The organism is Xylanimonas ulmi (genome assembly GCF_004216535.1).
In the GTDB taxonomy this organism is placed as follows: Bacteria; Actinomycetota; Actinomycetes; order Actinomycetales; family Cellulomonadaceae; genus Xylanimonas; species Xylanimonas ulmi.
Genome location: NZ_SGWX01000001.1, coordinates 1687748 through 1712106, shown reverse-complemented (window position 1 = coordinate 1712106; position 24359 = coordinate 1687748). Strand labels below are relative to the sequence as shown.

At 73.5% G+C, this 24359-nt stretch carries 23 protein-coding genes; 22 read left to right on the top strand and 1 reads right to left on the bottom strand.

Going from position 1 to position 24359, the window contains the following annotated elements; all coding sequences use genetic code 11:
* Positions 1–68 precede the first annotated feature (68 nt).
* The 20 genes from EV386_RS07890 (at position 69) to EV386_RS07795 (ending at position 22060) form a co-directional block, all read left to right on the top strand.
* Complete coding sequence (locus tag EV386_RS07890; protein WP_130413872.1) at positions 69–1694, top strand: UDP-N-acetylmuramoyl-L-alanyl-D-glutamate--2,6-diaminopimelate ligase; 1626 nt, start codon at positions 69–71, stop codon at positions 1692–1694.
* A complete protein-coding gene (locus EV386_RS07885; RefSeq protein ID WP_130413870.1) occupies positions 1691–3202 on the top strand; it encodes a UDP-N-acetylmuramoyl-tripeptide--D-alanyl-D-alanine ligase in 1512 nt (503 codons plus the stop codon). Before EV386_RS07890 ends, EV386_RS07885 begins: the two co-directional genes overlap by 4 nt.
* Positions 3199–4281, top strand: coding sequence for a phospho-N-acetylmuramoyl-pentapeptide-transferase (gene mraY, locus EV386_RS07880; RefSeq protein WP_130413868.1), 1083 nt, complete (start codon positions 3199–3201; stop codon positions 4279–4281). Before EV386_RS07885 ends, mraY begins: the two co-directional genes overlap by 4 nt.
* Positions 4266–5771, top strand: a complete 1506-nt coding sequence (murD, locus tag EV386_RS07875; RefSeq protein WP_130413866.1) for a UDP-N-acetylmuramoyl-L-alanine--D-glutamate ligase — start codon at positions 4266–4268, stop codon at positions 5769–5771. The genes mraY and murD overlap by 16 nt, the downstream gene beginning before the upstream one ends.
* A gap of 24 nt (positions 5772–5795) precedes the next feature.
* Complete coding sequence (gene ftsW / locus EV386_RS07870) at positions 5796–7082, top strand: putative lipid II flippase FtsW (protein ID WP_130413864.1); 1287 nt, start codon at positions 5796–5798, stop codon at positions 7080–7082.
* A 30-nt stretch (positions 7083–7112) separates the two neighbouring features.
* Positions 7113–8261: an undecaprenyldiphospho-muramoylpentapeptide beta-N-acetylglucosaminyltransferase gene (gene murG, locus EV386_RS07865; RefSeq protein WP_130413862.1), complete on the top strand. Its 1149-nt coding sequence runs from the start codon at positions 7113–7115 to the stop codon at positions 8259–8261.
* Positions 8258–9709 (top strand): UDP-N-acetylmuramate--L-alanine ligase, encoded by a 1452-nt coding sequence (gene murC, locus EV386_RS07860; protein WP_130413860.1) that lies wholly within the window; start codon positions 8258–8260, stop codon positions 9707–9709. Before murG ends, murC begins: the two co-directional genes overlap by 4 nt.
* A 360-nt stretch (positions 9710–10069) precedes the next feature.
* Positions 10070–10759 (top strand): cell division protein FtsQ/DivIB, encoded by a 690-nt coding sequence (locus EV386_RS07855; RefSeq protein WP_242607884.1) that lies wholly within the window; start codon positions 10070–10072, stop codon positions 10757–10759.
* Positions 10760–10921: 162 nt separating this feature from the next.
* Positions 10922–12220: a cell division protein FtsZ gene (gene ftsZ, locus EV386_RS07850; RefSeq protein ID WP_130413856.1), complete on the top strand. Its 1299-nt coding sequence runs from the start codon at positions 10922–10924 to the stop codon at positions 12218–12220.
* A 31-nt stretch (positions 12221–12251) separates the two neighbouring features.
* Positions 12252–13082: a peptidoglycan editing factor PgeF gene (pgeF, locus tag EV386_RS07845; RefSeq protein WP_341272811.1), complete on the top strand. Its 831-nt coding sequence runs from the start codon at positions 12252–12254 to the stop codon at positions 13080–13082.
* A 102-nt stretch (positions 13083–13184) separates the two neighbouring features.
* On the top strand, positions 13185–13673 hold the full coding sequence (locus EV386_RS07840; RefSeq protein WP_130413854.1) for a cell division protein SepF: 489 nt from the start codon (positions 13185–13187) through the stop codon (positions 13671–13673).
* A 136-nt stretch (positions 13674–13809) separates the two neighbouring features.
* On the top strand, positions 13810–14094 hold the full coding sequence (locus EV386_RS07835) for a YggT family protein (RefSeq protein WP_207216492.1): 285 nt from the start codon (positions 13810–13812) through the stop codon (positions 14092–14094).
* Positions 14095–14233: 139 nt separating this feature from the next.
* Positions 14234–14842 (top strand): DivIVA domain-containing protein, encoded by a 609-nt coding sequence (locus EV386_RS07830; RefSeq protein ID WP_130413852.1) that lies wholly within the window; start codon positions 14234–14236, stop codon positions 14840–14842.
* Between the two features lie 124 nt (positions 14843–14966).
* Complete coding sequence (locus tag EV386_RS07825) at positions 14967–15440, top strand: TraR/DksA family transcriptional regulator (RefSeq protein WP_130413850.1); 474 nt, start codon at positions 14967–14969, stop codon at positions 15438–15440.
* 41 nt (positions 15441–15481) lie between these two features.
* Positions 15482–16087, top strand: coding sequence for a signal peptidase II (gene lspA, locus EV386_RS07820; RefSeq protein ID WP_130413848.1), 606 nt, complete (start codon positions 15482–15484; stop codon positions 16085–16087).
* Positions 16087–17019 (top strand): RluA family pseudouridine synthase, encoded by a 933-nt coding sequence (locus EV386_RS07815; RefSeq protein ID WP_130413846.1) that lies wholly within the window; start codon positions 16087–16089, stop codon positions 17017–17019. Before lspA ends, EV386_RS07815 begins: the two co-directional genes overlap by 1 nt.
* Positions 17012–17488 carry a GNAT family N-acetyltransferase gene (locus EV386_RS07810; protein ID WP_130413844.1) on the top strand — a complete coding sequence of 159 codons (477 nt, stop codon included), beginning with the start codon at positions 17012–17014 and terminating at the stop codon, positions 17486–17488. The genes EV386_RS07815 and EV386_RS07810 overlap by 8 nt, the downstream gene beginning before the upstream one ends.
* 38 nt (positions 17489–17526) lie before the next feature.
* Positions 17527–21096 (top strand): DNA polymerase III subunit alpha, encoded by a 3570-nt coding sequence (dnaE, locus tag EV386_RS07805; RefSeq protein ID WP_130413842.1) that lies wholly within the window; start codon positions 17527–17529, stop codon positions 21094–21096.
* Positions 21093–21656, top strand: coding sequence for an NUDIX hydrolase (locus tag EV386_RS07800; RefSeq protein ID WP_130413840.1), 564 nt, complete (start codon positions 21093–21095; stop codon positions 21654–21656). The genes dnaE and EV386_RS07800 overlap by 4 nt, the downstream gene beginning before the upstream one ends.
* Entirely contained in the window at positions 21656–22060 is a 405-nt protein-coding gene (locus tag EV386_RS07795; protein WP_130413838.1) for a TIGR03618 family F420-dependent PPOX class oxidoreductase, read from the top strand. The genes EV386_RS07800 and EV386_RS07795 overlap by 1 nt, the downstream gene beginning before the upstream one ends.
* Positions 22061–22115: 55 nt before the next feature.
* Here the strand turns inward: EV386_RS07795 and EV386_RS07790 are convergent, their stop codons facing one another.
* Positions 22116–22376 carry an RNA-binding S4 domain-containing protein gene (locus EV386_RS07790; protein WP_130413836.1) on the bottom strand — a complete coding sequence of 87 codons (261 nt, stop codon included), beginning with the start codon at positions 22374–22376 and terminating at the stop codon, positions 22116–22118.
* A gap of 51 nt (positions 22377–22427) precedes the next feature.
* Between EV386_RS07790 and hisD the strand changes: the two genes are divergently transcribed.
* Together hisD and EV386_RS07780 are read left to right on the top strand one after the other, a co-directional pair.
* On the top strand, positions 22428–23753 hold the full coding sequence (gene hisD / locus EV386_RS07785; protein WP_130413834.1) for a histidinol dehydrogenase: 1326 nt from the start codon (positions 22428–22430) through the stop codon (positions 23751–23753).
* Between the two features lie 41 nt (positions 23754–23794).
* Positions 23795–24322 carry an AAA family ATPase gene (locus EV386_RS07780; protein ID WP_207216491.1) on the top strand — a complete coding sequence of 176 codons (528 nt, stop codon included), beginning with the start codon at positions 23795–23797 and terminating at the stop codon, positions 24320–24322.
* Positions 24323–24359 lie beyond the last annotated feature (37 nt).

Below are 24359 nucleotides of genomic sequence, written 5' to 3'. Positions count from 1 at the left end.
GCGCTGAACAGCGGCGGCGTACGCCCGTGCGACCCGATACCCCCCACCCCACCAGTTAGGGTCTACCCGTGACATCGCCGCTCGAACGGATCCGGCCAGCGGACAACGCGCCGCGCCGGGTACGGGATCTCGCCCACACGTTCGACCTTCGGATCGCCGCAGGCCCCGCGCCCGACGGCGAGGGGCCGACGGTCACCTCGGTCGCGTCGGACAACCGCGTCGTGGAGGACGGCGACCTGTTCGTCGCCCTGCCCGGGGCCCGCGCCCACGGGGCCGCGTTCGCCGCCGACGCCGTGGCTCGGGGCGCGCGCGCCGTGCTCACCGACGCCGCGGGCGCCGACCTGGTCGGGGGCCTGGGCGTGCCGGTCCTCGTGGCCGCCGACCCACGCCTGATCATCGGCCACGTGGCCGCCTGGGTGTACGGGTCCCCGGCCGAGCACCTGACGACGTTCGCCGTCACGGGCACCAACGGCAAGACCACCACGGCCTACCAGATCGACCATCTGCTGCGGGCGCTGGGCTTCACCTCGGGGCTCGTCGGCACGGTCGAGATGCGCTCGGGCGACCGGGTGCTGCCCTCGCGCCTGACCACACCCGAGGCCGCCGACCTGCAGGCCCTGCTCGCCGCGATGCGTGAGGACGGTGTGCGCACGCTCGCCATGGAGGTCAGCTCGCACGCGCTCGCCCTGCACCGGGTCGACGGGGTGCGCTACGGCGTGGCCGGGTTCACCAACCTGAGCCAGGACCACCTCGACTTCCACGGCGACCTCCAGTCCTACTTCGCCGCCAAGGCGCTGCTGTTCACGCCCGAGCACGCGCGCCGCGGCGTCGTCGTGGTCGACGACGCGTGGGGTGAGCGCATGGCCGAGGTCGCGACCATCCCCGTGGCGACGCTGCGCACCACCCCGACGCGCGACGGCGGCCCGGCGGCCGACTGGGTCGTGACCGACGTCGCGCCGCACGGCACCGGGTCGGCCTTCACCGTGACCCACACCGACGGGCGCACGCTGCGCACCTCGACGACGCTGCCGGGCGGCTTCAACGTCGCCAACGCGGCGCTCGCGCTCGTCATGGTCCTGGAGGGCGGCGCCCACCTGGAGGACGTCGCCGACGCGTTGGACGCGGCGGGCGGGCTCGCGGCGGTCGTGCCGGGCCGCATGGAGGTCGTCAGCGCCGGGGGAGACGGTCGCCCGCGTGTGGTCGTCGACTTCGCGCACAACACCGAGGCGCTTGAGCTCGCGCTCGGCGCGCTGCGCGCCACGACGCCCGGGCGCCTGACCGTGGTGTTCGGCGCCACGGGCGACCGTGACACGGGCAAGCGCCCCGCGATGGGCGCGGCCGCCGTGGCCGGCGCCGATGTCGTCGTCGTCACCGACGACGACCCGCACGGCGAGGACCCCGCCGCGGTGCGCGCGCAGGTGCTCGCCGGAGCGCGTGCGGCCGCGGCCGCGGCCGCGCACGCTGGAGGGCAGGCGCGTGTCGTCGAGGTGCGCGAGGTGGCGCCGCGCGCCGACGCGATCCGCACCGTGGTCGCCCACGCCGGCGCACAGGACACCGTGCTCGTGGCCGGCCGCGGGCACGAGACCGTTCAAGACGTCGCGGGGGTCGACGTCCAGCTCGACGACAGGGTCGAGGCGAGGGCTGCGCTCGCGGCCCGGCCCGGCATCACGACCGAAGGGACCACGACCGCATGATCGAGCTGACCGCGTCCGAGGTCGCGCACGCGACAGGGGGCCGGCTCGCCGCCGACCCCGAGATCCGGGTGACCGGGCAGGTGGTCGCGGACTCGCGGCACGTGGGTCCCGGGTCGCTGTTCGTGGCCCTGCCGGGCGAGCGCGTCGACGGCGCCGACTTCGCGCGCGGCGCCGTGGCCGCCGGCGCCGTCCTGGTGCTCGCCGAGCGCGACCCGGCGGGCGAGGGCGACCCGCTGCCCCTCGTCGTGGTCGACGACGTGCGCATCGCGTTGGGCGATCTCGCCCGCTACGTGCTCGCGCGGCTGCGTGAGGCCAACCCCGCGGTGCATGTCTTCGGCATCACCGGGTCGGTCGGCAAGACCACGACCAAGGACCTGCTCGGCCTGCTGGTGCGGGGCGAGGACCCCGCCGACACCATCGCACCGCGCGGCTCGTACAACAGCGAGGTGGGCCTGCCGCTCACCGTGCTCGGCGCGAGTGAGCGCACGCGCAACTTCGTGCTGGAGATGGGCGCCGACAAGCCCGGCGACATCGCCTACCTGGCCTCGGTGGCGCCGCCGCAGATCTCCATCACGCTGGCTGTGGGCACCGCGCACATCGCCAACTTCGGCAGCGTGGAGGCGATCGCCGACACCAAGGCCGAGGTCATCACGGGCCTGCGCCCCGGGGGCGTCGCGGTGCTCAACGCCGACGACGAGCGCGTGCTCGGGCTCGCCCCCCGGGCGACCGGGCTGGGCCATCGCGTCGTGACGTTCGGCCGCGTGCCGAGCGCGGACGTGCGCGCCGAGGACGTCACGATCGACGCCAGGGGGCGCGCCTCGTTCGTGCTGCGTGTGCGCGGCCGCATCACCGACGCGGTCGAGGTCGCCGACGACGTGCGCGTGCCCGTGCGGCTGCGGCTCGTGGGCGAGCACCACGTGTCCAACGCGCTGGGCGCGGCGACCGCCGCGATCCTCATCGGGCAGTCCCCGGCGGTCGTGGCCGAGCGTCTCGCCGTCGCCGAGCCGGGCAGCCCGCACCGCATGGCGGTGACCGAGCGGCCGGACGGCGTCACCGTGATCGACGACGCGTACAACGCGAACCCGGAGTCGATGCGGGCCGCGCTGCGCTCGCTGGCCGTCATGGCCGGGCGTGAGCGGCGCTCGGTGGCCGTGCTGGGGGAGATGCGCGAGCTCGGCGACCGGGCGCGCGTCGCGCACCATGACATCGGCCTGCTCGTGGTCCGGTTGAACGTCAAACTCCTCGTCGTGGTCGGCGAGGGCGCGTACCACATCCACGAGGGCGCCCTGCAGGAGGGCTCTTGGGGGGAGGAGAGCGTGTTCGTCCCCGACCTCGACGCCGCGCGCGCCGTGCTCGACGAGCGCCTGGAGCCGGGCGACGTCGTCCTGGTCAAGGCCTCCAACAGCACCGGCCTGTGGCGACTCGGCGACGAGCTCGCCGCGGGCGCGGTCGGCGCTCGGGTCGCGGCGGGCGCCGCGCACGAGCCGGAGCCCGGGGCCGCGCGGTGATCGCGATCCTCGTCGCCTCGGGCGTCTCCCTGCTCGTGGCCCTGTTCGGCACGCCCCTGTTCATTCGGTTCCTGGTGCGGCGCAACTACGGTCAGTTCGTCCGGCAGGACGGCCCGACGGCCCACTTCACCAAGCGCGGCACGCCGACCATGGGTGGCGTCGTCATCATCGGGGCCACGCTGGTCGGCGTCGGCGCGTCGATGGCGGTCGCGGAGCGGTGGCCGAGCGCGACGGCGCTGCTGACCCTCTACCTCATGGCGGGCCTGGGTGTGGTCGGTTTTGCCGACGACTTCACCAAGATCCGCAAGCAGCGCTCGCTCGGTCTGACGCCGCGCGCCAAGATCATCGGCCAGGGGTTCGTCGGCGTCACCTTCGCGGTGCTCGCGCTGCAGTTCCCCAACTCCAACTGGCGCACGCCCGCCTCGACACGCATCTCGTTCCTGCGCGACACCAACCTCGACCTCGCGTTCGCGGGCGCGACGGTGGGCCTGATCCTGTTCGTGATCTGGGCGAACTTCCTCATCACGGCGTGGTCCAACGCCGTCAACCTCACCGACGGCCTCGACGGCCTGGCCACCGGCGTCTCGCTCGTGGTGTTCGTGGGGTATGTGCTGGTGGGCATCTGGCAGCTCAACCAGTCGTGCCAGCGGCTCGCCGTCGCGGGTCCACGGTGTTACGAGGTGCGCGATCCGCAGGACATCGCGATCGTCGCGGCGGCCATCGTGGGCGCGTGCTTCGGGTTCCTGTGGTGGAACGCGAGCCCCGCCAAGATCTTCATGGGCGACACGGGCTCGCTCGCGCTCGGGGGAGCGCTCGCGGCGCTGTCGATCCTGTCGCGCACGCAGATCCTCGCGGCCATCATCGGCGGCATGTTCGTCATCATCGTGATGAGCGACGTCATCCAGATCGGGTTCTTCAAGATGACGCGCAGACGCGTGTTCAAGATGGCGCCGCTGCACCACCACTTCGAGTTGTCGGGGTGGGGAGAGGTCACGATCGTCATCCGATTCTGGCTCATCGCGGGGCTGTTCGCTGCCCTCGGCATGGGCATCTTCTACGCCGAATGGGTGGTGTCGTAGTGGCGTTCGAGGGCCACGGTCCGGTCGAGCCCCGGGTCGCCCTGGCCGACGCGCGCGTGCTGGTGGTGGGGCTCGGCGTGACGGGCCGCGCCGTGGCGGGCGCGCTGCGTGGGCCCGACGGGAGAGGCGCGCTCGTCAGGTCGGTCGTCACCCTCGCCCCCTCCGACGACGCCGACGTGCGCACGCCGTCCAGCGACGCCGACCGCGCCGCGGTGCTCGCGCAGGCGGACGTCGTGGTCACCTCGCCTGGGGTCAAACCGGTCGACCCGCTGCTGGTCGCCGCGCGCGCGGCCGGTGTGCCGGTGTGGAGCGAGGTCGAGCTGGCCTGGCGCCTGCGCGTCGACCGCGCCGCGGGCGACGGGCCCGCGCCGTGGCTGGCCGTCACGGGCACCAACGGCAAGACGACGACGGTCGAGATGCTCGCCTCGATCCTGACGGCCGCCGGGCTGCGCACGCGCGCGGTCGGCAACGTCGGCACCCCGCTCATCGAGGCCGCGCTCGACCCGGACCTCGACGTGCTGGCGGTCGAGCTGTCGAGCTTCCAGCTCCACTTCGCGCACACCACCGCGCTGCGGGCGGCGGCGGTCCTCAACATCGCCGACGACCACCTCGACTGGCATGGGTCGGCTCAGGCGTACGCCGCCGACAAGGGCCGGATCTTCGAGCGCGCGCAGGTCGCGTGCGTCTACAACGTGGCCGACGCGCGCACCGAGAAGCTGGTGCGCGAGGCCGACGTCGCCGAGGGCGCCCGCGCGGTGGGCTTCACGCTCGGCGCGCCCGGTCCGGGCACGCTGGGCCTGGTCGAGGACGTGCTCGTCGACCGCGCGTTCCACGCCCCGGCCGACGCCGTCGACCGCCTGACGTATGCGGCCGAGCTCGGCACGCTGGACGACCTCGCCCACCTCGCGCCCGGCGCGGACACGCCGGCGCCGCCCCACGTCGTCGCCAACGCGCTCGCGGCCGCGGCGCTCGCGCGCGCGCACGGCGTGCCCGCCGCGGCGGTGCGCGACGGGCTGCGCGCGTTCCGGCCGGGCGGACACCGCATCCAGCAGGTCGGGGCCCGCGACGGGGTCGCGTTCGTCGACGACTCCAAGGCGACCAATGCGCACGCCGCGTCGGCCTCGCTCGCGGGCTTCGCCGCCGGGTCGGTCGTGTGGGTCGCCGGTGGCCTGGCCAAGGGCGCCCGCTTCGACGATCTGGTCGCGGCGCGCGCCGACAGACTCCGCGCGGCGGTCGTGATCGGCGTCGATCCCGAGCCGTTCACGACGGCATTGGCCCGACACGCCCCCGAGATCCCCGTCGTCGTGGTCGACCCCGGCGAGACTGACACCGTGATGCGCCGCGCCGTCGACGCGGCACGGTCGCTCGCCCAGCCGGGCGACACCGTGCTGCTGGCCCCGGCCGGCGCCTCGCAGGACCAGTTCCGCTCCTACGCACAGCGGGGCGAGGCCTTCGCCGCAGCGGTGGAGGCGATCACCCGCGACGCCTAGGGCGGCTCACCCGGAAGGCGCGGCATGGCGGTAGCAACCACCGACGAACGGCCCTGGCTCGGCCAGTGGAACTCGGCGGTCACCTCGTACTACACCCTGGTGGGGACATCGAGCCTGCTGCTCGTGCTCGGCCTGGTCATGGTGCTGTCGAGCTCGACCGTGACGTCGATCGCCGACGGCGCCTCCCCGTACTCGGCGTTCCTCGACCAGGCGAAGTTCGCGATCATCGGCCTGCCGACGCTGCTGGTGGCCGCGCGGATCCCGGTGCGCTGGTACAAGCGGCTGGCGTGGCCGGCGCTCGGCGTCGCCGTCGTGCTGCTGGTGGCCGTCATGTTCATGGGCGACCTCGTGGGCGGCAACCGCAACTGGCTGCGCCTGGGACCCGTGCGCTTCCAGCCGTCCGAGGTCGCCAAGCTCGCGCTCACGGTGTGGCTCGGCGCGGTGCTGGGCCGCAAACAGCGGCTTCTGGGCCGGTGGCGTCACGTGATCTGGCCCGCCGTGCCCGGAGTCGTGCTCGTGCTCGGCCTGGTGCTCGCCGGGCACGACCTGGGCACAGGCCTCATCCTCATCGCCCTGGCGCTCGGCGCGTTCTGGGTCTCGGGCGCTCCGGCCCGGCTGCTTGGGCTGGGCGGCGGGCTCGCCGCCGTGATCATCGGCTACGTGTTCGTCTACGGCAGCAGCGACCGCATGGGGCGCATCTTCGCCACCTACGGCACGTGCCAGGACGTGCAGAACGAGTGCTACCAGTCGATCCACGGCCTGTACGCGCTCGGCAGCGGCGGTGTGCTGGGCCTGGGCCTCGGCGCGAGCCGTGAGAAATGGCGCTACCTGCCCGAGGCGCACAACGACTTCATCTACGCCGTCATCGGTGAGGAGCTCGGCCTGCTCGGCACGCTCATGGTGCTGGGCCTGTTCGTCGCGCTCGGCATCGCCATGAGCCGGGTGATCCGCCGCCATCCCGACCCGTTCGTCAAGGTCACCACCGCGGGAGTCGCGTGCTGGATCGTGGGCCAGGCGTTCGTCAACATCGGCGTCGTCATCCGCGTCATCCCGGTCATCGGCGTCCCGCTGCCCTTGGTCTCCGCGGGAGGGTCGGCGCTCGTGACGACGATGGCGGCGCTCGGCATGGTCATCTCGTTCGCGCGCTCGGAGCCCGGCGCGGCCCAGGCGCTCGCGGCCCGCGGCAGTGTGGTGCGCCGCTCGCTCGCGGTGCTCGGCGTCCAGCGTGCCGTCGCCGGGCGTCCCGGACGCCGCGGCGACCAGGGCGCGGGGCGGGTCACGCGGCGATGGCGGCGGGCCGGGCGGCGCTGACGTGCGGCGCGCCCGGGTAGGGTCGCGTCTGTGAGTCACAAGGTCCACTCCGTCGTGCTCGCCGGCGGCGGCACCGCCGGTCACGTCAACCCCCTGCTCGCGGTCGCCGACGAGCTGCGCGCGCGCGATCCCGAGGCGAAGGTGCTGGTGCTGGGCACCGCGACCGGCCTCGAGGCCGAGCTCGTGCCAGCCCGCGGCTATCGCCTGGCGCCGGTGCCGCGGGTTCCGCTGCCGCGCCGCCCCTCGGTCGACCTGCTGACGCTGCCCGGCAAGCTCAGCGCCGCAGTGCACGCGGCACAGGCCGCGATCGAGGAGATCGACGCGCAGGTGGTCGTCGGCTTCGGCGGCTACGTGTCGACGCCCGCCTACCTGGCCGCCCGCCGCCGCGGCGTGCCCGTGGTGATCCACGAGCAGAACGCGCGCCCCGGCCTGGCCAACAAGCTCGGCGCGCGCTGGGCCGCGCGCGTGGGCCTGACCTTCGAGGGCACGCCGCTGCGCGGGGGCGTCGTGACGGGTCTGCCGCTGCGCCGCGAGATCGCCGAGCTGGTCAGCGCGCGTGAGTCCGACGCCGCCGGCACACGCGTCGCGGCCGCCGACGCCCTGGGCCTCGACCCGGCGCGCCCGACCGTCCTGGTCACGGGCGGATCCTCGGGGGCGCTGAGCCTCAACACCGCGGTCGCCGGCGCGGCCGACGCGCTGCTGGCCTCGGGCGCCCAGGTGCTGCACCTGACGGGCAAGGGCAAGGACGGCCCGGTGCGCGACGCCGTCGCGCGTCTGGGCTCGTCGGTCGAGTCGCGGCGCTACCAGGTGCGCGAGTATCTGTCCGAGATGCACCTCGCGCTCGCGGTCGCCGACCTGGTCGTCGCGCGCTCGGGAGCCGGCACGGTGTGCGAGCTCGCGGCCCTCGGGCTGCCCGCCGTCTACGTGCCGCTGCCCATCGGCAACGGCGAGCAGCGCCTCAACGCCGCGCCGCTCGTGCGGGCCGGGGGAGGGCTGCTCGTCGACGACGCCGACCTCACCTCCTCGTGGGTCGCCGAGCATGTCCCGGCGCTCGTCGCGGACACCGGACGCCTGGCGGCGATGGCCGAGGCCGCGCGGCGCACGGGCGTGCGCGACGGCGCGGCCCGGGTCGCCGACCTCGTCGAGCAGGCCGTCGCCACCCGGGCGGGTGCGGCGTGAGCGACGAGACGGTGCCGGTCGACCAGCTCGGCCGGGTGCATCTGATCGCCGTGGGCGGCGCCGGGGTCAGCGTGGTCGCACGCCTGCTCGCCGCGCGTCGTGTTCCGGTCCAGGGCTCCGACGCCGCGCAGAGCGCGACGCTCGACGCTCTGCGGGCTGACGGCGTGCGGGTGTGGGTGGGCCACGACGCCGCGCATGTGGTCGCGCCCGACGGACGGCCGCTGGTCGACACCGTCGTGGTCTCCAGCGCGGTGCGTGAGGACAACCCCGAGCTCGCCGCCGCGCGCGCGGCGGGCGTCCGAGTGCTGCACCGCTCGCAGGCGCTCGCCTCGCTCATGCTCGGCCAGCGCGCGGTGGCGGTGGCCGGGGCGCACGGCAAGACGACGACGTCCGCCATGGTCGTCTCGGTGCTGCGCGCCACGGGCGCCGACCCGTCGTTCGCGATCGGAGGCTCGGTGCGCGTGCGCGACGCCGACGGCTCGGTGTCCGCGGTCCCGGGTGGACACCTGGGCGCCGGCGACGTGCTGGTCGCCGAGGCCGACGAGTCCGACGGCTCGTTCCTCAACTACGCCCCGACCCTCGCCGTGGTCACCAACGTCGAGCCCGACCACCTCGACCACTACGGCACGCGCGAGGCGTTCGACGCCGCGTTCGTCGCCTTCGCCGGGCGCGTGCGGCCCGGCGGCGTGCTCATCGCGTGCGCCGACGACGCCGGGGCGGCCGCGCTCGCGGCGGCCCACCGCGCGCGCGGCGGCACGGTGGTCACCTATGGCGCCGCTGAGGGCGCCGACGTCGTCGTGAGCGACATCGTCTCGACGGCGCAGGGCGTGAGTGCGACGGTGCGCGGCGGGCCGCTCGGCGACGCGCCGCTCGACCTGCGCATCGCCGTGACGGGGACGCACAACGTGCTCAACGCGACCGCGGCGGTGGTGACCGCGGTGTTGCTCGGCGCGGCGCCCACCGACGCGGTCGCGGGCGCCGCGGCGTTCGTGGGCACGGGGCGCCGCTTCGAGCCGCGCGGCGAGGCGGGCGGGGTGCGCGTCGTCGACGACTACGCCCACCACCCCACCGAGATCGAGGCGCTGTTGCGCGCCGCGCGGCCGATCGCGGGCGCTGGACGCGTGCTCGTGCTCTTCCAGCCGCACCTGTACTCGCGCACCCGCATCTTCGCCGAGCGTTTCGCGGCCGCTCTCGCGCTCGCCGACGAGGTCGTCGTGACCGGGGTCTACCGGGCGCGTGAGGACGTGGACCCCACCGTGTCGGCGCGCACGATCACCGACCTGCTGCCCGCGACGGCGTCGGGCGGCACGGTGCGGGCCGTCGAGGATCGCGTCGAGGCGGCGCACGCCGTCGCGGCGCTCGCGCGTCCCGGCGACCTGGTGCTCACGGTCGGCGCCGGCGACGTGACGCAGTTGGCGCCGCTGATCCTGGGGGACCTCGCGGACTGACGTGGGCCGCTGGGTTGTGCGCGTCACGCCGCCGCCCGGCGACGCCTGCCGCGGATCGGCGCACGGACGCGGCAGGATGGCGACGTGCGTCCTCCCGCCAAACCCCGCGTGCCGCCCAAGCCCGTCGCGAAGAGCGCGTCGGGCGCTGCGGCGGGCGCTGCGCGCACAGGCGCCCGGACGGCCGCCCCGCGCCCGGCGCCCGCCCCGGCGCGCTCGGCGCCGGCACCGCGGACCGCGCCTTCGGCGTCCGCGCGCACACAGGCCATCCCTCGCGCGGCGGGCCAGGCGACGCGTGAGCGCCCTCGGGGGCGCGCCACGGTCTCGACCGCGATGGCGCGCCGGCTCGCGGAGCGGCGTTCGATGCGCCGACACCTCGTGGTGCGCCGGCTGGGGGTGTGGGCCGCGGCCGTGGCCGCAGTCCTCGTCCTGGCCTGGGCCGCGTTCGTCTCGCCGCTGCTCGCGCTCGATATGCGCGAGGTGAGCGTCACGGGGCAGGGGAGCACGATCGACGTGGCGCAGGTCCAGGCGGTCATCGGCGAGGAGGTCGGTGTGCCGCTGCCGCGCATCGACACCGTCGCGCTGCGTCAGCGCCTGCTGGAGCTCAACGGCGTGCGCGACGCGAGCATCCTGCGCGACTGGCCGCACGGGCTCGCGGTGACGCTGACCTCGCGCGAGCCGGTCGCCGCCGCGCCGGTCGATGACGGGTTCGCGCTCGTCGACGCCGACGGCGTGCGCGTCGGGACCACGCCCGAGCCCCCCGAGGGTCTGCCCGTGGTCGAGGCGAGCCTGGACGACGACCAGGCGCCCGCGCTCGTGGCGGCGCTGCGTGTGCTGGCGGGTCTGCCGGCGGAGCTGGCCGACCAGGTCACGCAGGTGAGCGCGGCGACGCGCGACGACGTGCGCACCACCCTGTCGTCGGGTCAGGTCATCAAGTGGGGCAGCGACGACCGTGTCGCGCTCAAGCTCGCCGTGGTCCAGGCGCTGCGTCAGGCGGCGCCTGACGCGCAGGTGTTCGACGTCAGTTCGCCCGACCTCCCCGTGACGCGCTGAGAACGCGGCGGCGACACGCCGACGCACGTTCCCATGACGGCCGCGCCACGCCGCATACCGTCAGGGGCAGCAGCAACCTGACATAACTCTGACCCTCAAGTCGAACCTTAGGGTTCAGGGTTGCGGGCGTCGGGGACAAGGATCGACCCGAGAGGCATCGACGTGGCAACTCCGCAGAACTACCTGGCAGTCATCAAGGTGGTGGGCGTCGGCGGTGGTGGCGTGAACGCTGTCAACCGCATGATCGAGGTCGGGCTCAAGGGCGTCGAGTTCATCGCCGTCAACACCGACGCCCAGGCACTGCTGATGTCGGACGCTGACGTCAAGCTCGACGTCGGACGCGACCTCACGCGCGGCCTGGGCGCCGGCGCCGACCCCGAGGTCGGCCGCAAGGCCGCCGAGGACCACGAGGAGGAGATCGAGGAGGTCCTGCGCGGGGCCGACATGGTCTTCGTGACCGCGGGCGAGGGCGGTGGCACCGGCACAGGCGGCGCCCCCGTGGTCGCGCGCATCGCGCGCTCGCTCGGCGCGCTCACGGTCGGGGTCGTGACCCGTCCGTTCACGTTCGAGGGACGTCGTCGCTCGGTCCAGGCCGAGCAGGGGATCGAGACGCTCCGCGAGGAGGTCGACACCCTCATCGTCATCCCCAACGACCGCCTGCTGCAGATGTCGGACCGCAACGTCTCGGCGATCGCGGCGTTCCACTCGGCCGACCAGGTGCTGCACTCGGGTGTCCAGGGCATCACCGACCTCATCACCACCCCGGGCCTCATCAACCTCGACTTCGCCGACGTCAAGTCCGTCATGCAGGGCGCCGGCTCGGCGCTCATGGGCATCGGCTCGGCGCGCGGCGAGGACCGCGCCGTCCAGGCCGCCGAGCTGGCGATCTCCTCGCCGCTGCTTGAGGCGAGCATCGACGGCGCGCACGGCGTGCTGCTGTCGATCCAGGGCGGCAGCGACCTCGGCCTGCTCGAGGTCCACGAGGCCGCCCGCCTGGTGCAGGAGGCCGCCCACCCCGAGGCCAACATCATCTTCGGCACCGTCATCGACGACGCCCTCGGTGACGAGGTGCGCGTCACCGTGATCGCGGCCGGGTTCGACGGCGGCGTGCCGCAGGCGCGCAAGGACGGCCGCGGCCTGGGGCAGATCGCCGGCCAGACGGCCCGTCCCGTGGCGGCCACGGCGACAGGTGGCCAGTCCGCGGTCTCCACGGCGGGCCCGGCGACCGTGCCGGTGCCCCAGCCCCCCGTCAACGGCGCGCACACGCTGCCCCGTCCGATCCCGGCGGACCCCGACGACGTGCCGACGAGCCTGCAGCCTGTCGCACAGGCCGCGCGCCCGAGCGTCGCGGTCGTCGAGGAGGTCGAGGGAGTGACGGTCGAGCGCCCGGTCGAGGTGCCGCGCATCTGGGACGCCGCTCCTCCCAAGGAGGAGCTCGACGTTCCCGACTTCCTCAAGTGAGCGCCACGGCGCCCGCCCCGGTGGGCGGACTGTGACCGCGCCCTGTCTGCGCGACATGCCGCCGGCCTGGTCACAGGACGCGCTGCTGCCCGACGACGTCGGCGCCGGCCTGCTGCGCGTCGACCTCGGCGAGGGCGTCGTCGCGGGCTTCACGACGCGGCGCGGCGGCGTCTCGCCGGCGCCGTGGGCGTCGCTCGACCTGGGCGCCAACACCGGCGACGACGCGCTGCGCGTGCGTGAGAACCGCGCCCGCGTGGGCGCCTGGCTCGGCGCGCCCGTCGCATTCGTGGCCCAGGTCCACGGCGACCGGGTGTTGGTGCTCGACGCGGCCGAGCGTGCGGAGTGGGCGTCGTCGGCGCCACCGCTGGCCGCCGGTCAGGCGGACGCCGTGGTGACCGCCGCCAGCGGTCTGGGCTTGGGTGTGCTCGTGGCCGACTGCGTGCCCGTGCTGCTGGCCGACCCCGTCGCCCGCGTCGTCGGCGTCGTGCACGCCGGGCGCGCGGGCGTGCGGCTCGGCGTCGTGCACCGCGCCGTCGACGCCATGCTCGCGGCCGGGGCGACGACGGCGGGACTGCGGGCCGCCGTCGGACCCGCGGTGTGCGGTCGGTGCTACGAGGTGCCCGCCGAGATGCGCGACGAGGTCGCCGCGATCGTGCCGCAGGCGCACGCGACGACACGCGAGGGAACCCCCGCGCTCGACCTGCCCGCGGCCGTGCGGGCGCAGCTCGCGGCCAGCGGCGTGCGCTCGTGCGTCCACGTCGACCGCTGCACGCTGGAGGACCCTGAGCTGTTCTCGCACCGGCGCGCGACGGCGGCCGGGACCACCACGGGACGGCAGGCCGGCCTCGTCGTGCTGACGTGACGCAGGCGCGCCGACACACCGGCGTGTCGCGGGCTCTCTAGCGTGCCCGCGTGGTTAACGTCAAGGCACCGACCGCAGGGGCGACGAAACGGAGTGGGAGCGATGGCCGGAGCGCTTCGCAAGACGATGCTGTACCTGGGTCTTGCAGACGACCAGGGGCAGGGCGAGAACTACGCCGACGAGTACGGCGACGACTTCGGGGAAGAGTTGGAGGCACCCGTGCGTGAGCGCGACGACTATCCCGCCGAGGTGACGCCGTTGCGTCGGCCCGCCCTCAAGGAGGTCGCGCCGTCGTCGGACCTGCGGCGGATCACCACCATCCACCCGCGCTCGTACAACGACGCCCGCCTCATCGGCGAGGCGTTCCGCGGCGGCACGCCCGTGATCATGAACCTGTCCGACATGGACGACGCCGACGCCAAGCGTCTGGTCGACTTCTCGGCCGGTCTGATCTTCGGCCTGCACGGCGCGATCGAGCGTGTGACCAACAAGGTGTTCCTGCTCTCGCCCGAGCACGTCGAGATCATGGGCGAGGACGAGGTCGAGCCGCCGCCCGCCAAGGGTCCGGGCCACTTCTACAACCAGAGCTGACGCCGGCCATCAGGCGTCCGCCAGGTGACCCGGCCTGGCGGACCCGTCGTCATCCTCGCCGCAGACCTTAGGGTGGCCGCGTGAACTCGTCTCATACCCACACGCGCCGCTTCGACGGACCCGGGAGAGGACCGCGATGACCACCGTGCTGCACGTCCTCGGCCTGGTCCTGTGGCTGTATCTGCTGTGCCTCGTCGTGCGCATGGTGCTCGACTGGGTGCAGTTCTTCGCGCGCGACTGGCGGCCGACCGGCGTCGTCCTGGTGCTGGCCGAGGTCGTGTACACCGTCACGGACCCGCCGCTGCGCGCGGTCCGCAGGCTGATCCCGCCCCTGCGGATCGGCAACGTCGGGCTCGACATCGGGTTCATGCTGGTCTTCTTCGTGGTGCTCATCGCCTCGCAGATCCTGACGAACGCATGACACCGCGGAGCAAGTCGGGCGAATGAAGAGGGAATCCGTGCAGGATCCGTGTGCGGGCGGCGACGTCGCGATGCTGGCGCTGGGCACGTCGGCTACCGTGGTCGTTCGACCGGACGAAACCGAAGCGTGAGGTGAAACGATGGCGCTGCTGACCGCAGAAGACATCCTCAACAAGAAGTTCGCTGCGACGAAGTTCCGCGAGGGCTACGACGTGGAGGAAGTCGACGACTTCCTCGACGAGGTGGTGCGGACCCTCTCCGCGGTGCAGGAGGAGAACGAGGAGCTGCGGTCCAAGCTCACCGCCGCGGAGCGACGTGTCGCCGAGCTCTCACGCTCCGACGCGGCGGCCGCCGCGGTCGCGGCCCCCGTCGCCGCACCCGCTCCCGCCCCAGCCCAGGCGCCCAAGGCCGCCGAGCCCGAGTCCGCGACCGGCATGCTCCAGCTCGCCCAGAAGCTGCACGACGACTACGTGCGCTCGGGCCAGGAGGAGGGCGACCGCCTGATCGCCGAGGCCAAGTCGGAGGGCTCACGCATCGTGCGCGAGGCCGAGGAGACCAGCCACCGCACGCTCTCCCAGCTGGAGCAGGAGCGCTCGCTCCTGGAGCGCAAGATCGACGAGCTGCGCCTGTTCGAGCGCGACTACCGCACGCGCCTGAAGAGCTTCCTGCAGAACCTCCTGGGCGAGCTCGACGCCCGCGGCTCGGCTCTGCCGGCCCGCAGCAACCAGGGCTCCACCCCGCAGCTCTGAGCTCGGGCGCCCCAACGTCCTGGTCTCGACCGGCCCGCACATCCTCGCCCCGTTCGGCGTGGCGTAGGTTGTGCGGGCCGGTTCGCGCCTCTACGCTGCGGTGACTTCGACCAAAGGGGATGCGATGAGCAAGGCAACTCCCGCAGCCGAGCCAACGGTGGCACACATCATCGACCAGACGTTTCCCGACCTCGCTCGGGACGTGACGTCCTTTCCGGTGCGCGAGGGCGAGGAGCCGTGGACGCTCGCCGAGATCCACGAGCTGGCCGCCGGACTACTGGCCGACCGCGAGCGGCTTGAGGCCGAGCTCGCCGCGGCTGACCGCGACCTGAGCGACCTGTTGCGCAACTCCGGCGACGGCGCCGGCGACGACCAGGCGGACTACGGGTCGAGCGCACTGGAGCGTGAGCAGGAGCTCACGCTGGTGAACAACATGCGCGACCTGCTCGCCCAGACCAAGCGTGCGATCGAGCGCATCAAGACCGGCGCCTACGGCACCTGCGAGGTCACCGGCCTGCCGATCGGCAAGGCCCGCCTGCAGGCCTTCCCGCGTGCGACGCTCTCGGTGGAGGCCAAGGCGCGCGAGGAGAGGCGCTGACGGGCCTGCGGCCCCACCCACGCGCCCTACACTTGCGCGAGATGTCTACCGAACCCGACGCCTCGCCCGTCGTCCCTGAACCTGCGCCGACGTCGTCGCGCCGCCTGGTGGCCGCCACCTTCGCGCTCGCGGCGGCGGTGCTCGCCGTCGACCAGCTCACCAAGTGGTGGGCGCTGACCGAGCTGGAGCTCGGCGCGCCGCAACGTCAGGTGATCGGCGATCTGCTCACGTTCCGGCTGGTGTTCAACCCGGGCGCCGCGTTCGGCAAGGGGTCCGGCTACACCTGGGTGCTGACCATCGTGGTCGTCGCCGTCGTGGCCGTGATCGTGCGTGTGATCCGACGGATCCGCTCGCGCGCCTGGGCGGTGACCCTCGGGCTGCTGCTGGGCGGCGCGGTCGGCAACCTCGCCGACCGGCTCTTCCGCGAGCCCGGGTTCGCGCAGGGCCACGTCGTCGACTTCATCGGCTACGCGAACTGGTTCACGGGCAACGTCGCCGACATCGCGATCGTGGTGGCGGCGGTGCTGCTCGCGCTGCTCTCGCTGCTGGGGATCGGGCTCGACGGACGCCGCGAGGGCCGTCACGCCGACGCCCCCGTGACGGCGCCCGACGACGGTCAGCGTCCTGAGGCGGAGCGCGAGGCCTGATGGCCTCGCGGACCCTCCCGGTCCCGGACGGGCTCGCGGGCGAGCGCGTCGACGCGGCGCTCGCGCGCATGCTCGGCTTCTCACGCACCCAGGCGGCCGAGCTCGCGGCCGCGGGCGCGGTGCGGCTCGACGGTCGCCCCGTCGGCAAGTCCGACCGGCTGCCCGCGGGCGGGTGGCTTGAGGTCGACGTCCCCGACCCCGCGGCGGCGCCCGAGGCCGCCCCGGAGCCGGTTCCCGGCATGGGCGTCGCCTACGAGGACGACGACGTCGTCGTGGTCGACAAGCCCGTCGGCGTCGCGGCACACCCGTCGCCGGGATGGACCGGGCCGACCGTGGTCGGCGCGCTGGCCGCCGCGGGATACCGCGTCTCGACGTCGGGCTCCGCCGAGCGGCAGGGCATCGTGCACCGGCTCGACGTCGGCACCTCGGGGCTCATGGTCGTGGCCAAGAGCGAGGCCGCCTACACCGCGCTCAAGCGCGCCTTCAAAGAGCGGACGGTCGAGAAGGTCTACCACGCGCTCGCCCAGGGGCACCCCGAGCCGACGGTCGGCACGATCGACGCGCCCATCGGCCGGCACCCGAGCAACGACTGGCGGTTCGCCGTCGTCGCCGACGGCAAGCCGTCGGTGACCCACTACGAGGTGCTGGAGATGCTGCCCGCCGCCTCGCTGGTCGAGGTGCACCTGGAGACGGGGCGCACGCACCAGATCCGCGTGCACTTCTCGGCGGTGCGCCACCCGCTGGTGGGCGACCTGACCTACGGCGCCGACCCCGTGCTGGCCTCCAGCGTGGGACTGACGCGCCAGTGGCTGCACGCCGTCCGCCTGGGGTTCGAGCACCCGCTGACCGGCGCCTGGGTCGAGGTGACCTCCTCCTACCCCGACGACCTGGAGCACGCCCTCGCGACGGTCCGGGGCGCCTACGGTGGCTGACGTCGTCGTCGAGCGGGTGCGCACGCCCGCGCAGCTCGACGAGGCGTTCGCGGTGCGCGTCGAGGTCTTCGTCGGCGAGCAGCGCGTGCCGCCCGAGCTTGAGCTCGACGAGGCCGACCATGCGCCCACGACGACGCATGTGCTCGCGCGTCCCGCGCGCGGCGGGGCCGCGATCGGGACCGCGCGGCTGCTCACCGACGTCGAGCGCCCGGGCCAGGCGCACATCGGGCGCGTCGCCGTGGCGGCCGCGGCGCGGGGCGCAGGCGTCGGCTCCGCGCTCATGGGCGCGCTCGAACGCATCGCGCTCGCCGAGCACGCGGGCGCGGACGGCGCGGTCACCGTGCTGCTCAGCGCGCAGGTCCAGGCCATCGGCTTCTACGAGCGGCTGGGCTACACCGTCACGGGTGAGGTCTACCTCGACGCCGGCATCGACCATCGGGACGCGTCGAAGGTGATCGCGAGGGCCTGACGCCAGGAGTGTGGGTGGGGGCGTGGGAGACTCGGACGGTGCCAGCGTCCGACAACTTCGTCCACCTCCACGTCCACACCGAGTACTCGATGCTCGACGGCGCTTCGCTGCTCGACGGACTCTTCGAGCGGGTGTCCGCGCAGGGGATGCCCGCCGTCGCGATGACGGACCACGGCAACCTGCACGGGGCGTACGACTTCTACTCGAAGGCCAAGAAATACGGCGTCAAGCCCATCATCGGCATCGAGGCGTACCTGACGCCCGGCACCGCGCGCGGCGATCGCACGCGCGTGCGGTGGGGCAAGGGCGAGACGGCCGAGGAGGGCGGCGACGACGTCTCGGGCGGCGGCGCGTACACCCACCTGACGATGTGGTCGCAGACCACCGAGGGCATGCACAACCTGTTCCGGCTGTCCTCGCTCGCCAGCCTTGAGGGGTACTTCTACAAGCCCCGCATGGACAAGGAGCTGCTGCAGACCTACGCCAAGGGCCTCATCGTCTCGACCGGCTGCCCCAGCGGCGCCGTCCAGACGCGGCTGCGGCTCGGCCAGTGGGACGAGGCGGTGCGCGAGGCGGGCGAGCTGCAGGACATCTTCGGGCGCGAGAACGTCTACCTCGAGCTCATGGACCACGGCATCGCGATCGAGAAGCGCGTGCGTGACGACCTGCTGCGGCTCGGTCGCGAGCTGGGCATGCGGCCGCTGGCCACCAACGACTCGCACTACAACAACCCCGAGGACGCCTCGGCGCAGGAGGCGCTGCTGTGCGTCAACTCGGGCAGCCGGCTGTCGGAGCCGACCTACTCCCAGGGTGGCAAGCGGTTCGCGTTCGAGGGCAGCGGCTACTACATCAAGTCCGCCCGGGAGATGCGCGACCTGTGGGGATCGCAGGACCTCATGGAGGCCTGCGACAACACCCTGGAGGTCGCCGAGCGCTGCGACGTCGAGTTCGTGGAGTCGACCGGCGGCTACATGGCGCGCGCCGACATCCCCGCGGGGGAGACCGAGGAGAGCTGGTTCCGCAAGGAGGTCTGGCGCGGCATCGAGAACCGGTACCCCGGCGACCGGCTGACCCAGGACGTGCGCGACCGCGTCGAGATGGAGCTCGGCGTCATCGCGCAGAAGGGCTACTGCGGCTACTACCTCGTGGTCGCCGACTTCATCCAGTGGTCGAAGGACAACGGCATCCGCGTCGGACCGGGCCGTGGCTCGGGCGCCGGCTCGATCGCCGCGTACGCGCTGCGCATCACCGACCTCGACCCTCTGGAGCACGGGCTCTTCTTCGAGCGCTTCCTCAACCCCGAGCGCCCGTCGATGCCCGACTTCGACATCGACTTCGACGACCACCGCCGCGGCGAGGTCATCGCGTACGTCACTGAGAAGTACGGCGCCGAGCGAGTCGCACAGATCGCGACGTTCGGCCGGATCAAGGCCAAGGCCGCCATCAAGGACGCCGCGCGCATCCTCGACTACGACTTCGCGACGGGCGACCGGATCACCAAGGCGCTGCCGCCCGACGTCATGGGCAAGTCGATCAAGCTCAAGGCCGTCTTCGACGAGAAGGACGCCCGCTACGCGGAGGCCGCGGAGTTTCGGGCGCTGGTCGACTCCGACCCGAACGTCCGCAAGATCTACGACACCGCCATCGGCCTTGAGGGGCAGATCCGCCAGACCGGTGTGCACGCCGCGGGCGTGATCATGTCCAGCGAGCCGATCATCGACGTCGTCCCGATCATGGACCCCAAGGGTGACGGCCAGGTCATCACCCAGTTCGAGTACCCCATGGCCGAGGCGCTGGGCCTGGTCAAGATGGACTTCCTCGGCCTGTCCAACCTCCACACGCTCGAGGACGCGCTCGAGAACATCCGCGCCAACCGCGGCGAGGACCTCGTCCTGGAGGACGTCCCGTTCGACGACCGGGCGACCTACTCACTCATGGGCCGCGGCGAGACACTGGGCGTGTTCCAGCTCGATGGCAGCGGTATGCGCGCGCTGCTGCGCTCGATGCAGCCCGACGTGTTCGCCGACATCACCGCCGTCTCGGCGCTCTACCGCCCCGGGCCCATGGGCGCGGACTCGCACAACAAGTACGCGCACCGTAAGAACGGCCGCCAGCCGATCGAGCCGATCCACCCCGAGCTCGCCGAGGCGCTGGAGCCGGTGCTGGGGGAGACCTACGGCCTGATCGTCTATCAGGAGCAGGTCATGGCGATCGCGCAGGTGCTCGCCGGATACTCGCTCGGCGCCGCAGACAATATGCGCCGCGTCATGGGCAAGAAGAAGAAGGCCGAGCTCGACAAGCAGTTCGACGGCTTCCAGGCCGGCATGCTGGAGCGCGGCTACTCGAAGGACGCGGTCAAGACGCTGTGGGACATTCTCGTTCCCTTCGCCGACTACGCGTTCAACAAGTCCCACTCGGCCGCGTACGGCGTCGTGACGTACTGGACGGCCTACCTCAAGGCGAACTACCCGTCTGAGTACATGGCCGCGCTCCTGCAGTCCGTCAAGGACGACAAGGACAAGATGGCGCTCTACCTCAACGAGTGCCGTCGCATGCGCATCACGGTGCTGCCGCCCGATGTGAACGACTCGGCGGCCAAGTTCACGGCGGTCGGCGCCGACATCCGCTTCGGCCTGACGGCGGTGCGCAACGTCGGCGCCAACGTGGTCGACGCGATCGTCGAGGCGCGCCAGACGCACGGGCGCTTCACCTCGTTCACCGACTTCCTCGACAAGGTCCCGGCCGTGGTGTGCAACAAGCGGACCATCGAGTCGCTCATCAAAGCGGGGGCGTTCGACTCGCTCGAGCGCTCGCGCCGCGCGCTGCTCGTCGTGCACGAGCAGGCCGTCGACTCGGTCATCGCGGTCAAGCGCAAGGAGGCCGAGGGCCAGTTCGACCTGTTCGCCGGGCTCGGCGGCGAGGAGGCCGAGGCCGGAATGACCTTCGCGGTCGACGTGCCCGACCTGGCCGACTGGGACAAGAAGCAGAAGCTCGCCTTCGAGCGCGAGATGCTCGGCCTGTACGTCTCCGACCACCCCCTGTCGGGACTGGAGCACGTGCTCACCCGGGCCGCCGACACGTCGATCGCCGCGCTCATGGGCGACGAGGGACGGCCCGAGAACTCGACCGTCACCATCGCGGGGCTCATCACCAGCCTGCAGCGCAAGATGAGCAAGAACGGCAACCCGTGGGCCGCCGTCACGGTCGAGGACCTGGAGGGCTCGGTCGAGGTCATGTTCTTCGGTGAGACGTACCTGGCCTACTCGACGGCGCTCGCCGAGGACCAGGTCGTCTCGGTGCGCGGGCGTGTGCGCCGCCGCGACGACCAGCTCTCGCTGCAGGCCATGGAGGTCGCGCTGCCCGACACCTCGGCGGTCGCGGACGCGCCCGTGCACGTCGCGGTGCCGCACACCCGATGCGTCGAGCCCGTCATGGTGCGCCTGCGCGAGGTGCTCGCCTCGCACCCCGGCTCCGCTCAGGTGCACGTCACCGTCGCCGAGCCCGGCAAGCGCACAGTGGTGCGGGCCGCCGACAGCCTGCGCGTCGAGAAGTCGCCCGCGCTGTTCGGCGACCTCAAGGCGCTGCTCGGCCCCTCCTGCCTCGGATGAGCGAGCGCCCGCCCGTGCCGCCATCGCCGCCCGCGCCGCCCCCGGCGGTCGAGCCTGTCGAGACCCCGTGGACCGACGACGGCTCGGCCGACCACCGCTTCCGCGTCGTCCCCGCCGCCTACGTCCTGCTGCGCCGCACCGGGCAGAGCGGCGCGCCCGAGGTCCTGCTCCAACTGCGCGAGGGCACCGGCTTCATGGACGGCCACTGGGCCGCGGGGGCGGCAGGCCACGTCGAGGCGGACGAGTCGGTCGTCGCCGCCGCCGTGCGGGAGGCGCGCGAGGAGCTCGGCGTCGTGCTCGATCCGGACGACCTGCGCCCCGTCACCGTGATGCACCGCGGCCAGCCCGGCGGGCCGGCGCTCGAACAGCGTGTCGACGTGTTCTTCGAGGCCGACCGCTGGAGGGGCCGGCCGCGCCGCGCCGAGACCGCCAAAGCCGCCGACCTGCGCTGGTTCGCGCTCGACGCGCTGCCTGAGCCCGTCGTGCCGCACGAGCTGCGCGTCCTGCGCGCGATCGCCGCGGGCGGCGAGATTCCGCGCCTGCTGGTCCAGGGGTTCTGATGCTGCGGCTCAACCCCGAGCAGCTCGTGTTCGTCACCGAGCGCCACCTGGCCACGCTCACGACGCTGCGCGCCGACGGCTCACCGCACGTGACCCCGATCGCGTTCATGTGGGACGCCGCGACGGGCGCCGCCGTCATGACGACCGAGCGCGGGTCGGCCAAGGCGGTCAACGCGCGCCGCCGCGGCCGCGCGGGCGGCGCGCCGCGCGCGGCGCTGTGCCAGGTCGACGGCGGGCGCTGGCTCACGATCGAGGGAGTGATCGAGGTGGTCGACGACGCCGCGGCGCTCGCCGACGCCGTGGCGCGCCACGCGCGCCGCTATCACGACTTGGAGCCGGACGAGGGTCGTGTCGTGCTGCGGCTGACGGCCGACCGGGTGCTGGCGAGCGACTACATGGCGTGAGGCGATGGCGCCGACGTCACGCGGCGCCGCCCTGCGGAGTTGGGGCGCGCGCCTGTCAGGCGACGACGGCCGACCGCGCGCCCTGCGGGTCGGCCGCGGTGACCACGTCGCCCTTGGCGAGCTGACGCCCGCGGCGCGTCTCCACCTCGCCGTTGACGCTCACCTCACCGTCGGCGATCAGGTCACGCGCCTCGTTGCCCGAGTCGGCCAGCCCGGCGAGCTTGAGGAACTGGCCGAGCCGGATCATCTCGTCTCGGATCGGCACCGCCTCCGGGGTCGGGGAGGTGTCAGCCGTGGGCGTGTCGTGAGGGGCCATACAGGACATTGTCCAAGCCTGACGCCGTGCCGGGCGCCTAGACTGGCCGACGTGATCCAGCGCATCGATCTTCGCGGCCGCACGCTCACGCGCCGCGACCTGCTCGCCGTCCTCCCACGCGCCGAGGTCGGGGTCGACGAGGCCCTCGACGCCGTCGCCCCGCTCGTCGCCGACGTCCGCGCCCGTGGCGCCGCCGCGCTGCGCGACATCGCCGAGCGCTTTGACGGCGTGCGGCCCGCCGACCTGCGCGTGCCGGCCGCCGCGCTCGACGACGCGCTCGCCCACCTTCCCGAGCCCGTGCGCGCGGGCCTGGAGGAGGCGATCGTGCGGGTGCGCGCGGTGCACACCGCGCAGGTTCCCCCCGAGCACACGACACAGCTCGCCGACGGCGCGGTGGTGCGCCAGCGCTATATCCCGGTCGAGCGTGTCGGGCTCTACGCCCCCGGCGGCCTGGCCGTGTACCCGTCGAGCGTCATCATGAACGTCGTGGCCGCGCAGGCCGCGGGCGTCGAGGGCATCGCGCTCGCCTCACCGCCGCAGAAGGACCACGGCGGTCTGCCGCACCCGACCATCCTGGCCGCGTGCGCGCTGCTCGGGGTGGACGAGGTCTACGCCGTCGGCGGGGCGCAGGCGGTGGCGATGTTCGCCTACGGCGCCGTGGGCACCGAGCCACAGGACGGCGAGGTGCTGTGCGAGCCCGTCGACGTGGTCACCGGGCCCGGCAACGTCTACGTCGCCGCGGCCAAGCGGCTGGTGCGCGGCGCGGTCGGCATCGACGCCGAGGCCGGCCCGACCGAGATCGCGGTGCTCGCTGACGACACGGCAGACGCCGGGCACGTCGCCCTCGACCTCATCAGCCAGGCCGAGCACGACCCGATGGCCGCGTCGGTGCTGGTCACGCCGTCGACCGTGCTCGCCGAGGCCGTCGAGGAGCGGCTGGAGGAGCTAGCCGCCGCGACCAAGCACGCGGGCCGCGTCGCCGTCGCGCTCGGTGGGCCACAGTCGGCGATCGTGCTGGTCGACGACATCGAGCAGGGCGTGCAGGTGGTGGACGCCTACGGCGCCGAGCACCTGGAGCTGCAGACCGCCGACGCCGCGGCGCTCGCCGACCGCATCCGCAGCGCGGGCGCGATCTTCGTCGGGCCGTGGGCGCCCGTCTCACTGGGCGACTACATGGCGGGCTCCAACCACGTGCTGCCCACGGGCGGCACCGCCAGGTACGCGAGCGCGCTGAGCGTGCTGTCGTTCCTCAAGTCGGTCCAGGTCATCGAGTACACGCGCGAGGCGCTCGCCGAGCTCGCGGACCGGATCGTCGCCGTCGCCGACGACGAGGACCTGCCCGCCCACGGCGAGGCGGTGCGCGGCCGGTTCGCGTAGCGATGGGCGCACACCCGCGCCACGCCGCGCGCAGGGGCGGTGTGACCGCCCCCGACCGCCCGGCGGGGCGCGCGGTCGTGCTGCTGACCGGAATGTCCGGCGCGGGCAAGACGGCGGCGCTGCGCGGGCTCGCCGCCCGCGGTCACGCGGTGGCTGACCTCGACTACGACGGGCACTCGGTGCTCGTGCGCGCCCCCGGCCAGCCCGTCGGGTGGGAGCAGGTCTGGGACCTGGTCCGGGTGCGCGCTCGGATCGACGCGCACGGGGCGGGCGTGCTCTTCCTGGCCGGGACGGCGCCCAACCAGAGCGAGGTCTACGACCGGCTCGACGCCGTCGTGCTCCTGACCGCGCCGCGCGAGGTGCTGCTCGCGCGCGTCGCGGCGCGCACGGACAACCCGTATGGGAAGGACGCGGCCGGGCGTGCGCAGATCGAGCACGACATCGACGCCGTCGAGCCGCTGCTGCGGCGTGGGGCCACCCACGTGGTGTCGAGCGATCGGCCGCTCGCCGACGTCGTCACGGATGTGGAGCGGATTGCCGCAGGCGTGGTCTCGGCCGCTGATGGTTGAGCCTGTCGAAACCACCCGGTTGAAGCCACCCGGTCGA

Excerpts from the sequence above, each read along its gene's own strand:
- EV386_RS07885 (WP_130413870.1), top strand. The coding sequence starts at position 1,691 with ATGATCGAGCTGACCGCGTCCGAGGTCGCGCACGCGACAGGGGGCCGG.
- EV386_RS07855 (WP_242607884.1), top strand. The coding sequence starts at position 10,070 with ATGCGCCGACACCTCGTGGTGCGCCGGCTGGGGGTGTGGGCCGCGGCC.
- lspA (WP_130413848.1), top strand. The coding sequence starts at position 15,482 with ATGTCTACCGAACCCGACGCCTCGCCCGTCGTCCCTGAACCTGCGCCG.
- EV386_RS07795 (WP_130413838.1), top strand. The coding sequence starts at position 21,656 with ATGCTGCGGCTCAACCCCGAGCAGCTCGTGTTCGTCACCGAGCGCCAC.
- murD (WP_130413866.1), top strand. The coding sequence starts at position 4,266 with ATGGGTGGTGTCGTAGTGGCGTTCGAGGGCCACGGTCCGGTCGAGCCC.
- EV386_RS07835 (WP_207216492.1), top strand. The coding sequence starts at position 13,810 with ATGACCACCGTGCTGCACGTCCTCGGCCTGGTCCTGTGGCTGTATCTG.
- EV386_RS07840 (WP_130413854.1), top strand. The coding sequence starts at position 13,185 with ATGGCCGGAGCGCTTCGCAAGACGATGCTGTACCTGGGTCTTGCAGAC.
- EV386_RS07830 (WP_130413852.1), top strand. The coding sequence starts at position 14,234 with ATGGCGCTGCTGACCGCAGAAGACATCCTCAACAAGAAGTTCGCTGCG.
- EV386_RS07825 (WP_130413850.1), top strand. The coding sequence starts at position 14,967 with ATGAGCAAGGCAACTCCCGCAGCCGAGCCAACGGTGGCACACATCATC.
- EV386_RS07815 (WP_130413846.1), top strand. The coding sequence starts at position 16,087 with ATGGCCTCGCGGACCCTCCCGGTCCCGGACGGGCTCGCGGGCGAGCGC.
- ftsW (WP_130413864.1), top strand. The coding sequence starts at position 5,796 with ATGGCGGTAGCAACCACCGACGAACGGCCCTGGCTCGGCCAGTGGAAC.
- EV386_RS07790 (WP_130413836.1), bottom strand. The coding sequence starts at position 22,376 with ATGGCCCCTCACGACACGCCCACGGCTGACACCTCCCCGACCCCGGAG.
- EV386_RS07800 (WP_130413840.1), top strand. The coding sequence starts at position 21,093 with ATGAGCGAGCGCCCGCCCGTGCCGCCATCGCCGCCCGCGCCGCCCCCG.